The organism is Streptomyces sp. NPDC037100, assembly GCF_055606225.1.
In genome coordinates this window covers 148751-160979 of sequence record NZ_JBVJSX010000009.1, presented here as the reverse complement: position 1 = coordinate 160979, position 12229 = coordinate 148751, and the positions used below count along the sequence as shown (strand labels likewise).

The 12229-nt window shown below is 70.1% G+C and carries 12 protein-coding genes and 1 pseudogene; 5 read left to right on the top strand and 8 right to left on the bottom strand.

What is annotated here, in order from left to right; genetic code table 11:
• Positions 1 to 43: 43 nt before the first annotated feature.
• Both ACZ7EG_RS27655 and ACZ7EG_RS27650 read left to right on the top strand, forming a co-directional pair.
• Complete coding sequence (locus ACZ7EG_RS27655; protein WP_471084378.1) at positions 44 to 982, top strand: SAM-dependent methyltransferase; 939 nt, start codon at positions 44 to 46, stop codon at positions 980 to 982.
• Between the two features lie 8 nt (positions 983 to 990).
• A complete protein-coding gene (locus ACZ7EG_RS27650) occupies positions 991 to 1275 on the top strand; it encodes a DUF6332 family protein (RefSeq protein WP_471084375.1) in 285 nt (94 codons plus the stop codon).
• Here the strand turns inward: ACZ7EG_RS27650 and ACZ7EG_RS27645 are convergent.
• Positions 1236 to 1439 (bottom strand): annotated as a pseudogene (locus tag ACZ7EG_RS27645) (response regulator transcription factor); the annotation flags it as partial. The gene ACZ7EG_RS27650 and the pseudogene ACZ7EG_RS27645 sit on opposite strands and share 40 nt — an antisense overlap.
• A gap of 60 nt (positions 1440 to 1499) precedes the next feature.
• Positions 1500 to 2192 (bottom strand): TetR/AcrR family transcriptional regulator, encoded by a 693-nt coding sequence (locus ACZ7EG_RS27640; protein WP_471084372.1) that lies wholly within the window; start codon positions 2190 to 2192, stop codon positions 1500 to 1502.
• A gap of 171 nt (positions 2193 to 2363) precedes the next feature.
• Between ACZ7EG_RS27640 and ACZ7EG_RS27635 the strand changes: the two genes are divergently transcribed.
• Entirely contained in the window at positions 2364 to 2813 is a 450-nt protein-coding gene (locus ACZ7EG_RS27635; protein ID WP_471084369.1) for a nitroreductase family deazaflavin-dependent oxidoreductase, read from the top strand.
• Between the two features lie 33 nt (positions 2814 to 2846).
• Here the strand turns inward: ACZ7EG_RS27635 and ACZ7EG_RS27630 are convergent, their stop codons facing one another.
• The gene (locus tag ACZ7EG_RS27630; protein ID WP_471084366.1) at positions 2847 to 4088 is read right to left on the bottom strand and encodes a geranylgeranyl reductase family protein; all 1242 of its coding nucleotides are present in this window, start codon (positions 4086 to 4088) and stop codon (positions 2847 to 2849) included.
• Between the two features lie 190 nt (positions 4089 to 4278).
• Here ACZ7EG_RS27630 and ACZ7EG_RS27625 point away from each other — a divergent pair, with 190 nt between their 5' ends.
• Together ACZ7EG_RS27625 and ACZ7EG_RS27620 are read left to right on the top strand one after the other, a co-directional pair.
• Positions 4279 to 5634: a M20/M25/M40 family metallo-hydrolase gene (locus ACZ7EG_RS27625; RefSeq protein ID WP_471084363.1), complete on the top strand. Its 1356-nt coding sequence runs from the start codon at positions 4279 to 4281 to the stop codon at positions 5632 to 5634.
• Positions 5635 to 5721: 87 nt separating this feature from the next.
• Positions 5722 to 5871 carry a hypothetical protein gene (locus ACZ7EG_RS27620; RefSeq protein ID WP_471084360.1) on the top strand — a complete coding sequence of 50 codons (150 nt, stop codon included), beginning with the start codon at positions 5722 to 5724 and terminating at the stop codon, positions 5869 to 5871.
• A gap of 75 nt (positions 5872 to 5946) precedes the next feature.
• Here the strand turns inward: ACZ7EG_RS27620 and ACZ7EG_RS27615 are convergent, their stop codons facing one another.
• The 5 genes from ACZ7EG_RS27615 to ACZ7EG_RS27595 all read right to left on the bottom strand — a co-directional run bounded on the left by ACZ7EG_RS27615 (position 5947) and on the right by ACZ7EG_RS27595 (position 12061).
• Positions 5947 to 7044, bottom strand: a complete 1098-nt coding sequence (locus tag ACZ7EG_RS27615) for an ABC transporter ATP-binding protein (protein ID WP_471084357.1) — start codon at positions 7042 to 7044, stop codon at positions 5947 to 5949.
• Between the two features lie 26 nt (positions 7045 to 7070).
• On the bottom strand, positions 7071 to 8174 hold the full coding sequence (locus ACZ7EG_RS27610; RefSeq protein WP_471084354.1) for an ABC transporter ATP-binding protein: 1104 nt from the start codon (positions 8172 to 8174) through the stop codon (positions 7071 to 7073).
• A gap of 26 nt (positions 8175 to 8200) precedes the next feature.
• Positions 8201 to 9193 (bottom strand): ABC transporter permease, encoded by a 993-nt coding sequence (locus tag ACZ7EG_RS27605; protein ID WP_471084351.1) that lies wholly within the window; start codon positions 9191 to 9193, stop codon positions 8201 to 8203.
• A gap of 74 nt (positions 9194 to 9267) precedes the next feature.
• Positions 9268 to 10953: an ABC transporter substrate-binding protein gene (locus ACZ7EG_RS27600; RefSeq protein WP_471084348.1), complete on the bottom strand. Its 1686-nt coding sequence runs from the start codon at positions 10951 to 10953 to the stop codon at positions 9268 to 9270.
• 76 nt (positions 10954 to 11029) lie between these two features.
• The gene (locus ACZ7EG_RS27595; protein ID WP_471084345.1) at positions 11030 to 12061 is read right to left on the bottom strand and encodes an ABC transporter permease; all 1032 of its coding nucleotides are present in this window, start codon (positions 12059 to 12061) and stop codon (positions 11030 to 11032) included.
• Between the last annotated feature and the right edge of the window lie 168 nt (positions 12062 to 12229).

Here is a 12229-nt window from a genome sequence, read left to right as displayed (position 1 = left end):
ACAGTGGGCCCGGTGTGGGCGCCCATGGAACGGAGGATGCCGGATGGGTGACGGTGGGGACCTCGCGAGTGCGTACAACGACGACAGTGTGCTCTTCCGGGTGCTGCGCCACCTCGGCTGGGACAGCCTGGTCGACATCGGCTACTTCACGCTGCCCACCCTGCCGCTCGTGCTCCTGACCGGGCCGGTGCCCTTTCAGCGCCGGCTGGCTCGCCGGTCGCTGGCGTTGCTGGACGCCCGGCCCGGACAGCTCGTCCTGGATGCCGGGTGCGGTCGCGGTGACACCACGGCGCGGTTGGGTGCCGCGGGATGCCGGGCGCTGGGGGTGGACATCCAGCCCGCGCAGATCGACCAGGCACGTCGCCGCTTCGGCGACAGCGCGCGCTTCGCCGTCGCCGATGCCACGGCTCTGCCGCAGCGGGCAGCGGAGATCCCGCTGACGGAGGGTTCCTTCGACCGAGTGCACTGCCTGGAGGCCGCCTTCCACTTCGGCCACGAGGGCCGTAGGTCATTCCTGAGCGAAAGCTTCCGGCTGCTCCGCCCAGGAGGCCGGCTCGTCCTCGTGGATGTCACGTCCCGTACGGATCAGCCGATCGGGTCCCTCGACCCGAACGGCCTCGTACGCGGGACCTGGCGCTTCGACGACATCGAGCCGTACGAGCGGTACCCGCTGATGGCTTCCGCCGCCGGCTTCACCACGCGCCGGATCCTCGACTGGACCACCCCCGTACTCCACAGGGCGGCCCAACTCTGTGCCCTGTTCGTCGGCGCCGCGTCCACCCGGGCCGGCCGCGAGGCCCTGTGCGTGCGGTGGCCCGGCCTCAGAACACTCGACGCACAGGACTGGGAGGAGGCCGTCACCGTCGTCCGGGCTCACCGGGCCGTCGGGCGCGTCACTCGCTACACGGCATACGTCCTCGACAAACCCCCCTCCCGAGGGCGTCCGGCGGGACGCTTGCCCGCCGGGCACCCTCCTGTTTGACTCACCGCATGACCAGTCACGGGGGACGGCGCACACAGGCCGAACGGGATGCCATCACCGTCGAGATCGGGTACGCGCTGTGCAGTGCGGCCTTCGCGGCGGCGGTGGTCTTCGGGGCGGTGGCGGGGCCCGCGTTGCTCTTCGACCTGCCGGCGACGCCTGAGCGCCTGCTGGTGCGGGCCGGTCTGGTGCTCGCGCCGGTGCTCTTCGCCGCCCGGGTCGTCACCGTGCTTGTCCGGTTCCGGAGGGCGGATCAGCCCAGCCAGCCCGGCCGCATCAGCCCCGACTCGTAGGCCAGTACGACCAGTTGGGCCCGGTCGCGGGCACCGAGCTTCACCATCGTGCGGCTGACGTGGGTCTTCGCGGTGAGCGGGCTGACGACCAGGCGGCGGGCGATCTCCTCGTTGGACAGGCCCATCCCCACCAATGCCATCACCTCGCGCTCCCGCTCGGTGAGCCCCGGCGTGGTGATCACGCGTACTCCCCGGGAAGTACGCCCGTCCGCCGGGCCGGTGGCCTATACGGGCCCGGGCACCAGCCCCACTCCCCTGGCGAGTTGCTCCGCCGCGTGCCGGAAGAACGTCTCCCGGTCCTCCACCACCCGGTTGAACTGGCCGAACAGTTCGAAGCCGACCAGGCCGTACAGCTGGGCCCAGGCCGCGACGAGTGCGGTCACGACCTCCGGGGGGAGGTCCGGGGCCAGGTCGGCGGCCATGCGTTCGGCCTCCGGGCGGAGGTCGGCCGGCAGCGCGGGCCGGGCGAGGCCCGGACCGTGGTGGGCGTCGCGCGTGATGCCGATGAGCAGGAGGCCGACGCGGGCGGCGGCCGGGACGGTGATGTCGGGGGCCGTGTAGCCGGGCACGGGCGATCCGTAGATCAGCGCGTACTCGTGCGGATGCTCCAGCGCCCAGCGCCGCACCGCCTGGCAGACCGCGATCCAGTGCTCGAAGGGGCCGGCCGCTGCCTCGTCGGCCGCCTCGGCGCTCTCGCCGAGGGAGTCGTAGGCGTCGATGATGAGTGCGGTGAGCAGGTCGTCACGGCTTGGGAAGTAGCGGTACAGCGCGGAGGAGACCATGCCCAGTTCACGGGCGACGGCCCGCAGGGAGAGCCGGGCGGCGCCCTCCGCCGCGAGCTGTCTGCGGGCCTCGTCCTTGATGGCCGCGGTCACTTCGATCCTGGCCCGGGCTCGGGCGCCGTGTGCGGTGCTCATGCCGGCAGTCTCCCATGACGGCAGATCACTGCACACAAAAGAGAGCAGTGAAACAAAACGAGAGCAGCGCTCTTGCCTTGACGTCCGGTCTCGCGCAGACTGGCACCAGACAGAGCGAGAGCAGTGCTCACAGAGTGGAGCGCCGCTCCGTCACCACACGAAGGGGCCCCGATGTCCACGCACGTCCAGAAGCCCGGCTGGTTCACCGTCCATGTTTTCAACCGCTTCGTGGCCTGGCTGACCCGCCGCGGCATCAGTGTCTGGGGCTCACGGGTCCTCGCCGTCCGGGGCCGCAAGAGCGGCCAGTGGCGCACCACCCCGGTCAACCTGCTGACCCTGGACGGCAGGCAGTACCTGGTCGCCCCCCGCGGTCATGTGCAGTGGACGCACAACATGCGCGCCGCGGGCGGCGGTGAACTGCACCTCGGCAAGCACGTGGAGACCTTCACCGCGGCCGAGGTGGGCGACGACGACAAGACCCCGATCCTGCGCGCCTATCTCAAGCGCTGGAAGGCGGAGGTCGGGGTCTTCTTCAACGGCGTCGGCCCCGACTCCCCGGACGACCAGCTGCGCCGCATCGCACCCGACCACCCGGTCTTCGAGATCACGGTGAAGGGCTGATCACGACGAAGGGCTGCTCACGGCGTGCGGCGGTCACTCCGCAGAGCCGGCCTCGCCGCCCGTCGCGGGACGGCGGTCCAGCACGGCGAGGGCCCGCTGGGCCACCGGGTACGTGCGGACGATCTCGCCCAGCGACGTGGAGCCCGACGTGATCTCCTTGAACGCCTTCCAGGCCGGGCGGAAACCCGTCAGCGCCGCGTGGAACAGCCCGGGACGGCGCTCGAACGCCGTCAGCAGCCGCCTGCCGACGCTCATCTCCACCCCGAGACCGGCCTTGATCGCGAACGCGTAGTTGAGAGCCTGCCGTCGCGTGTCCACGGCGTCGTGCGCCTCGGCGATCCGCACCGCCCACTCCCCCGCGAGCCGGCCGGACCGCAGCGCGAAGGAAATACCCTCACGGGTCCACGGCTCCAGCAGCCCCGCCGCGTCACCGCACACCAGCACCCGCCCGCGCGAGAGCGGCGAGTCGTCGGCGCGGCAGCGGGTCAAGTGCCCCGCGGAGATGCTCGGTTCGAACCCTGCGAGGCCCAGCCGGCCGATGAACTCCTCCAAGTACCGCTTGGTCGCGGCGCCTTCGCCCCGGGCCGAGATGACCCCGACCGTCAGGGTGTCGCCCTTGGGGAACACCCAGCCGTAACTGCCGGGCATGGGGCCCCAGTCGATGAGCACCCGGCCCTTCCAGTCCTCCGCGACGGTGTCCGGCACGGGGATCTCCGCCTCCAGACCGAGATCGACCTGGTCGAGCTTGACCCCGACATGCGCCCCTATCCTGCTGGCGCTGCCGTCCGCCCCGACGACGGCCCGCGCGAGCACGACCTCGCCGCCCTGCAAAACCACGGCGACCGTGCGCCGGTCCGGCACCGCCGAGCCGTGCTGCTCGACCCGCTGGACGGTGACGCCCGTGCGCAGCTCGGCGCCCGCCTTCTGCGCGTGCTCGACCAGCTGCTGGTCGAACTCGGGCCGGTTGATCAGCCCGAAGAGCATCTGCCTGGAGCGGCGTGTGCGCGTGAAGCGGCCGTTGTTGGAGAACGTCACCGCGTGCACCCGGTCCCTGAGCGGCAGCTCGAAGCCGGGCGGCAGGGCGTCGCGCGAGGGGCCGATGATGCCCCCGCCGCACGTCTTGTACCGCGGCAGCTCCGCCTTCTCCAGCAACAGCACGCGTCTGCCGGCCACCGCCGCCGCGTACGCGGCCGAAGCGCCCGCGGGTCCCGCGCCCACCACGACGACGTCCCACACCTGCCGCACGTCGTGCGCCGAAGAGTTCTCGCTGCTCACGATGGTCTGTTGCTCCCGATCAAAGCCGCCTGCCGCTGTCTCCCGCATCCTACGGCGGCGGTCACCGCAGGCCGCTGTGGGAGGATCGGCGGCGTGGGTGGCCCTTACACGGGGACGCGCCCGCACCACACGATCACGCGTACCGAGAGGTACGCATCCTGACAACGTCGCACCCACGAGGAGCGTGCCCATGTCGTCGAATTCGGTTGCCGAGACCGTCGCCTCGCTGATGCCCAGGGCGAAGCAGGAGCTCACCGAACTGGTGGCCTTCCGGTCGGTGGCGGACTTCGACCAGTTCCCGAGGAGCGAGAGCGAGGGAGCCGCCCGCTGGGTCGCCGACGCGCTCGCCGCCGAGGGGTTCGAGGACGTGGCCCTGCTCGACACCCCCGACGGCACCCAGTCGGTCTACGGCTACCTGCCCGGCCCGGAGGGCGCGAAGACCGTCCTGCTCTACGCCCACTACGACGTGCAGCCGCCGCTGGACGAGGCCGCCTGGACGACCCCGCCCTTCGAGCTGACCGAGCGGGACGGGCGCTGGTACGGGCGCGGGGCCGCCGACTGCAAGGGCGGCCTGGTCATGCACCTGCTGGCGCTGCGCGCGCTGAAGGCGAACGGCGGCGTGCCCGTCCATGTGAAGGTGATCGCCGAGGGCTCGGAGGAGATGGGCACCGGCGGTCTGGAGCGGTACGCCGAGGAGCACCCCGGCCTGCTGGAGGCGGACACGATCGTCATCGGCGACGCGGGCAACTTCCGCGTCGGCCTGCCGACCGTCACCTCCACCCTGCGCGGCATGACGATGGTGCGCGTTCAGGTCGACACCCTCGCGGGCAATCTGCACTCGGGCCAGTTCGGCGGTGCCGCACCCGACGCCCTGGCCGCGCTGATCCGCGTGCTGGACTCGCTGCGCGCCGAGGACGGCTCGACGACCGTCGAGGGGCTCTCCGCTGACGCGGGCTGGGAAGGACTGCAGTACGAGGAGGAGCAGTTCCGGCAGGACGCCAAGGTCCTGGACGGCGTCGACCTGATCGGGTCCGGGACGGTCGCGGACCGCATCTGGGCGCGCCCTGCCGTCACCGTCCTCGGCATCGACTGCCCGCCCGTGGTCGGCGCCACCCCGTCCGTGCAGGCCGGTGCCCGCGCGCTGATCAGCCTGCGGGTGCCGCCGGGCGTGGACGCGGGCGAGGCGACCAAGCTGCTGCAGGCGCATCTGGAGGCGCACACGCCGTGGGGTGCGCGGGTGAGCACCGAGCAGATCGGCCAGGGCCAGCCGTTCCGCGCCGACACCACCAGCCCGGCGTACCAGGCCATGGCGGCCGCGATGGCGGTGGCCTACCCGGGTCAGGAGATGCAGTACGCGGGGCAGGGCGGTTCCATCCCGCTGTGCAACACGCTGGCCGCGCTGTACCCGCGTGCGGAGATCCTGCTCATCGGGCTGAGCGAGCCCGAGGCGCAGATCCACGCGGTGAACGAGAGCGTGTCCCCCGAGGAGCTGGAGCGGCTGTCGGTGGCGGAGGCACTGTTCCTGCGCAACTACGCGGCGGGCTGACCGCTCTGCCTGCAGCGGAAGCCCCTCGTCGCCGGACGGGGGCCTTCTGCTGCGGTCCGTGCATGGACGTCGTCGAGCTGCTCCCCCATGCTCGTCCACCGGCTGGACGCACCCGTCGTGCCGGGCGATGTCCCGGGCCCGAAGCCGGTGTTCGAGGAGTGGGAGCGGCCGCTGCACGAGCCGGCGGTGAGGTTCCTGCCCGAGGGTGACGTCACCCGGCCGCGGGAGGTCACCTAGGTGTCGGACGGTGAGCTACTGGACCTGGGCGGCGGGGCGCGGGTCGTGCACGTGCCGGCCCACCTGGACCCGGCCCTACCCGAGGGCCGGGTCCAGGACGATGTCCTCCTGCCGCGCGGTGACCGACGGCTCCTCGGGGAAGTGGCAGGCGGTCAGGTGCCCCGAGGGGCTGCCCTCGACGCGCACCAGCGCCGGCTCCTCGAGGGCGCACCTGTCCTGCGCCTTCCAGCAACGGGTGCGGAAGCGGCAGCCGGAGGGCGGGTCGATCGGGGAGGGCACGTCCCCCGCCAGCCGGATGCGTTCGCGCCGTCCGACGGCGTCCGGGTCGGCCTCGGGTACGGCGGACAGCAGCGCGTGCGTGTAGGGGTGCCGGGGCCGCATGTAGAGCGACTCCCGATCGGCGACCTCGACGATCTTTCCGAGGTACATGACGGCGACCCGCTCGGAGAAGTGCCGTACGACGGCCAGGTCGTGGGCGATGAAGACGAAGGCGATCCCGAACTCCCGCTGGAGGTCCTGGAGCAGGTTGACGACCTGCGCCTGGATGGAGACGTCCAGCGCGGAGACGGGCTCGTCGGCCACGATCAGCTTCGGCCTGAGGGCGAGGGCGCGGGCGATGCCGATGCGTTGGCGCTGACCGCCGGAGAACTCGTTCGGGTAGCGGTTGTAGTGCTCGGGGTTGAGCCCGACCGTCTCCAGGAGTTCCTGGGCGCGCTTCTTGTGGCCCTGGTGCGGGTTGACGCCGTTGAGCCGCATCGGCGTCTCGATGATGGTGCCGACGGTGTGCCGGGGGTTCAGCGACGAGTAGGGGTCCTGGAAGATCATCTGGAGATTGCGGCGGGCCTCCCGCATCCGCGCGGCCGGCTGGTGCGTGATGTCCTCGCCGTCGAACACGACGGAGCCGCCGGTGGGTTCGAGCAGCCGGGTGATCAGCCGGCCGGTGGTCGACTTGCCGCAGCCGGACTCGCCGACCAGGCCCAGCGACTCGCCGGGCCCGACCGAGAAGTCGATGCCGTCGACGGCGCGGACGGCTCCGATCTGGCGCTGGAAGATGATGCCCTGCCGGATCGGGAAGTGCTTCTGCAGACCGCGTACCTCCAGCAGGTTCTCGCCGGGGCTCTCGCCGGCGGGGCGGTCGCTGCTCTGCCCGGTGCGGGGCTCGGTGGTGCTCACGGCATGGTCCCTTTCGTCCGCCGGCGTCACTGCGCGGCCCGTGCGGCCACGGCGTCCCGGTCGTCCGGACCGGCCCCGCCGCGGATCTCCTGCTTGGTGTCATCGCTCAGATGGCAGGCGGCGAGGTGCCGTTCGCTGCCGGGGACGAGGCGCAGTTCGGGCCGTTCCGCCGTGCAACGGCCCTCCGTCACCCAGCCCTTGTAGGCGCAGCGGGGGTGGAAGGAGCAGCCGTCCGGCAGGTTGATCAGGCTCGGCGGGGTGCCGGGGATCGGGTTGAGCCGTTCGCCGACGTCGCCGCCGAGGTGCGGCATCGACTGCAACAGGCCCCAGGTGTAGGGGTGCTGGGGGTGCTTGAGCACCTCGCGGGTGGCGCCGTACTCGATGCGGCGGCCGCCGTACATCACCAGGATGTCATCGGCGATGTCGGAGACCACGCCGAGGTCGTGCGTGATGATGACGACGGCGGAGCCGAACTCCTCCTGGAGGTCGCGGATCAGGTCCAGGATCTGTGCCTGGACGGTGACGTCCAGTGCGGTGGTGGGCTCGTCGGCGATGAGCAGGGCGGGGTCGCACACCAGCGACATGGCAATCATGGCGCGCTGGCGCATACCGCCGGAGAACTGGTGCGGGTAGTCCCTGACCCGGCGCTCGGGCTGCGGGATGCCGACCCGCTTCAGCATCTCCACCGCGCGGTCCTTCGCCTCCTTCTTGGAGACCTTGTGGTGCACCCGGTAGGCCTCGGCGATCTGGGAGCCGACGGTGAAGAAGGGGTGCAGCGCGGACAGCGGATCCTGGAAGATCATGGAGACGGTGCGGCCGCGCAGGGCACGCATCCCGGCCTCGGGCAGGGTGACGAGGTCCCTGCCCTCGAGCCGGATCGCGCCGGAGACCCGGGCGCGGGTGCCCTTGTGGAGTCCGAGCAGGGCCAGTGAGGTCACCGACTTGCCGGAACCGGACTCGCCGACGATGCCGAGGGTCCTGCCCTTCTCCAGGGTGAAGGAGACGCCGTCGACGGACTTGACGAGGCCGTCCTCGGTCGGGAAGTGCACCCTCAGGTCGCGTACGTCGAGGAAGGGTGCGGGCGCGGGGGTGACATCCGCGGGCTGCCGCGGTGAGGTCGATACGGACACGGGTGTTCCTAAGGACGAAGAAGGGCTCAGGCGAGGCGCACGCGCGGGTCGACGAGGCCGTAGACCAGGTCGACGACGACGTTGGCGAGGACGACGAACGTCGCGGCGAAGAGCGTGGTGCCGAGGATGACCGGCAGGTCGGAATTCTGGACGGAGTCGACGGCGAGCTTGCCGATGCCGTTGATGCCGAACACCGACTCGGTGATGACCGCGGAGCCGCCGATCAGGGAGCCGACGTCCATGCCGAAGATGGTGATGACCGGGGTGATCGCGGCCCGCAGTCCGTGCTTGAGGACGACGGTGGCGGCCGGCAGGCCCTTGGCGCGGGCGGTGCGCAGGTAGTCCTCGGCGAAGACCTCCAGCATGGAGGAGCGGGTGAGCCGGGTGTACATCGCGAGGTAGACGATGACGAGGGTGGACCAGGGCAGGATCAGCCCCTGGAACCAGCCGGCCGGGTCCTCGGTGAACGGTGTGTAGCCGGAGGTCGGCAGGATCTGGAACTTGTCCACGAAGAGGTAGAGCAGAAGCAGACCGATGAAGTAGATCTGCACCGACACACCGAACAGGGCGAGTCCCACCGCTGCCTTGTCGGCGGCCCGGCCCCTGCGCACCGCAGCCACGGTGCCGAGGCCGACGCCCAGGATCAGGAACGCCACCGCGGCGCCGAGTCCGAGGGAGAGGTCCGCCGGGAAGTCCTGGAGCAGGGTGGTCAGGACGGGGGTGTCGGTCTGGAAGGAGATGCCGAGGCAGGGCGCGCCGCAGTGGATGCGGACGCTCTGGTCGCCGTAGTCACGGCCCACGACCAGCCCCTTGACGAACTCCCAGTACTGCGTCAGGTAGCTCTGGTCCAGGCCCAGCGAGTGCTTGATCTCCGCGAGGCGGGAGGGCGAGCAGGTCTTTCCGCAGGCCAGGAGCGCGGGGTTGGACGGCAGCGCGAAGAAGATGAAGAAGGTGATGGTGGTGATCACCAGCATGATCACGGCCGCTGCCAGCAGGCGTCTGATGAGGTAACGAAACATGGGGTGCCGGGACCTGACGTGAGTGGGGTGCCCGCCGGCGGCCCAGGCCGCCGGCGGGGTTCAGAGGGGTTGCGTCACTGCTTGATGTAGGCGTGCACCAGGCTGGGTTCGGCCATGATCGAGTCGTCGATGACACCGCCGACCTTCGAGCCGCTCACCTCGCTGAAGTTCATGTACATCAGCGGGACCACGGCGGCGTCCTTGAGGATCTGCTCGTCCAGGTTCCCGTAGGCGACGTTGCGCTGCTTGATGTCGGTCATCTTGCCGATCTTGTCGATCTGCGCGTTGACCTTCGGGTCGTTCAGGTACGCGAGGTCGTTGTTGGACTGCGGGAGCTTCTTGATCTGGCGCCCGTCGAAGAGGGTGGGCAGCACGGTGGAGGCGTTCGGCCAGTCCGCGATCCAGTCGCCCCAGGTCAGGTCGTACTGGTTCTTCACGTTGTCGACAGTGCTGAAGTAGTTGTTCTTGTCGATCGGGGTGATGTTCACCGTGATGCCGATCTTCGCGAGCGCGGTCTTCACAGCGTCCGCGAAGTGCTCGTGCGTGGGAATGTTCTCCACCGCGAGGGACATCGTCGGCTCGGGGTTGCCGGCCTGCTTCATCAGGGCCTTGGCCTTGGTGAGGTCGCCGGCGGGGTTGCTGCTGTAGAGGTTGAAGTCCTTGTGGCCGTCGATGCCGGGGGCGAGCATCGTGGTGGCGTAGTTGCCGTAGGCCGAACCGCCGAAGGCGCCGCGTACGGTGGTCTTGTCGATGGCGTACTCGATCGCCTCGCGGACCTTCAGGTCCTTGACCCGGTTCATGTTGATCGCCAGGTAGTTGATGCCCGGGGCCGGGATCTTGTAGTAGCGCGACGTGAGTGACGGGTCGCCTGCCATCGTCGTCAGGTCGGAGCCGGCGATCGGCGTCTGGGTGATCGCGGTCCGGGCGGAGCCGCCGTCGGACTTGATCTGCTGGTCGATGGCGGCCTGGTCCTGACCGAACTTCGCGTCGATCTCGTCCAGGTTCTGCTGCCGGATCGGGTCGTTCGACCGGCTCCAGTTCTTGTTCCGGACGAGGACCATTTCCTTGTTCTTGGTGTACGACTTGATCATGTAGGGCCCGTCGGACCACACATGCGTGTCGTACGTGGCACCCGTGTCGTGGGCCTTGGGCACGCCCGACCATCCGGTCATCGCGGTCGTCTCGTTGAAGTCGGCGACCGGCTGGTTGAGATGGAAGACGAGGGTGTACTTGTCCGGTGTCCGGATCGAGGCCAACTGCTTCCCCTGGTACGGGCCCTTGTAGGAATCACCGCCGACCAGCCACTGACTGGCGTACGGCGGGCCGCCGTTGATGTCCGGGGAGAAGGCCCGCTCGACGCCGTACTTGACGTCCTGCGCGGTGACCTCGCTGCCGTCCTGCCACTTGACCCCGTGGCGCAGGTGGAACGTCCACACCGTGGCGCCCTCGCTGGGCGTTCCGGTGTCGGTCGCCAGGTCGCCGACCAGCTTGGGCTGGGAGCCCGTCTCGTCCCATCCGGTGAGGGTGCGGACGAGTTCGTAGTCCATGCTCGAACCCTCGGTGGTGTACGTCCGCTGAGGGTCGATGTGGTTGAAGTCGGCGTCGTCGAGGATCGTCAGCGTGCCGCCCTTCGACGGGGAGCCGCCGGCGCTGTTGCCGGAGGACCCTCCGCAGGCGGTGGCTCCGAGGGCGATCGCCACGGCGGTTGCCGTGAGAGCGGCCGTGCGCGATCTGCGCGTGGTACGCGTGGTGCGCGTCATGGGGGAAACTCCGTTTCTTGCTACGGGCTCGGCGGCCGTTCGTGGGACCGCCGGGGCGACACTCGGGGAAGGCTTCTCAGCCGCGCCGGGCGCGGGGATCCAGGGCGTCCCGGACGCCGTCCCCGAGCAGGTTGAGTGCCAGCACGAGGAGGAAGAGCAGGACGCCGGGCACGAAGAGGTACATCGGGTCCTGGAGGAAGAACTGGGAGGCGTCCGACAGCACGGCTCCCCAGTCGGGGTTGGGCGGGATGACGCCCACGCCCAGGTACGACAGCGCAGCCTCGGTGGTGATGTTCTGCGGGACGGCGAGCGCGAAGGAGATCAGGATCGGCGCCCACAGGTTGGGCAGCAGTTGCCGGAAGAGGATGTGCCGCCGGCCGGCGCTCATCAGCCGCGCGGCGTCGACGAACTCCCGCTCGCGCAGGGACAGTACCTGCCCGCGCACCAGGCGGGCGGTGTACGCCCAGGCGAAGACCGCGATGTTGAGGACCAGGACGAGCAGCCGCAGGTTCTCGTCGGTGCCGCCGTGGCTGTTGGTCTGCAGGGCGTTCTGGATCACCGGGGTGAGCGCGATGATGAACAGCAGCTGGGGAAACGCCAGCATCACGTCCATGATCCGGGACAGCAGGGAATCGACCCAGCCACCGAAGTATCCGGCGGCGAGCCCGGCCACCACACCGACCGCGGTGGACAGCAGGGCCGAGGCGAATCCCACGTAGAGCGAGGTGCGCAGGCCGTAGACGATGCGGGCGAACAGGTCGTAGCCGGTGCCCGGTTCGACGCCGAGCAGGTGCTTGGCGCTGATGCCGCCCAGTGATCCGTAGGGGAAATTGCCCGTGTCCGGATTGATCGCCTTGTTGTCGGGGGTGATCGGCCCCCAGCCGGTCAGTGCGGTGAGCACCGGGGCGAGGAGCGCGATCGCGATGAAAAGGAGGGTGGCCGCCAGGGCGGCCGTGGTGACCTTGTCCCGCCTGATCCGCCGCCAGGCCATCCGGGCCGGTGAGCGGCCGGCGACTGCCGTGCCGTCGGGTCTGGAGCCTTGGGTCGACGGCCCGGTCGGCAGCGCGGTGCCGCCGCCGGTGTCGACCGGCTGGTGTTGCGTGGTCATCGTACGGACATCCCGGATCTGCCGCTGAGGCAAGGAAATTGGGTGGCGGTCGTTGCTTCCGCCGTGAGACTCTGCGGACTTTCGCAACCGTGTGCGAGTCCGGTCAAGCCGCGCAGGGGCGAGAAAAGGGATTGTTTGCTGAGATGGAGAAGTGTTGACGAGAGCAGG

What these genes read in the sequence shown, in the direction of transcription:
- ACZ7EG_RS27655 (WP_471084378.1), top strand. Translation starts at nt 44, where the DNA reads ATGGGTGACGGTGGGGACCTCGCGAGTGCGTACAACGACGACAGTGTG.
- ACZ7EG_RS27650 (WP_471084375.1), top strand. Translation starts at nt 991, where the DNA reads ATGACCAGTCACGGGGGACGGCGCACACAGGCCGAACGGGATGCCATC.
- ACZ7EG_RS27640 (WP_471084372.1), bottom strand. Translation starts at nt 2,192, where the DNA reads ATGAGCACCGCACACGGCGCCCGAGCCCGGGCCAGGATCGAAGTGACC.
- ACZ7EG_RS27635 (WP_471084369.1), top strand. Translation starts at nt 2,364, where the DNA reads ATGTCCACGCACGTCCAGAAGCCCGGCTGGTTCACCGTCCATGTTTTC.
- ACZ7EG_RS27625 (WP_471084363.1), top strand. Translation starts at nt 4,279, where the DNA reads ATGTCGTCGAATTCGGTTGCCGAGACCGTCGCCTCGCTGATGCCCAGG.
- ACZ7EG_RS27620 (WP_471084360.1), top strand. Translation starts at nt 5,722, where the DNA reads ATGCTCGTCCACCGGCTGGACGCACCCGTCGTGCCGGGCGATGTCCCG.
- ACZ7EG_RS27605 (WP_471084351.1), bottom strand. Translation starts at nt 9,193, where the DNA reads ATGTTTCGTTACCTCATCAGACGCCTGCTGGCAGCGGCCGTGATCATG.
- ACZ7EG_RS27600 (WP_471084348.1), bottom strand. Translation starts at nt 10,953, where the DNA reads ATGACGCGCACCACGCGTACCACGCGCAGATCGCGCACGGCCGCTCTC.
- ACZ7EG_RS27595 (WP_471084345.1), bottom strand. Translation starts at nt 12,061, where the DNA reads ATGACCACGCAACACCAGCCGGTCGACACCGGCGGCGGCACCGCGCTG.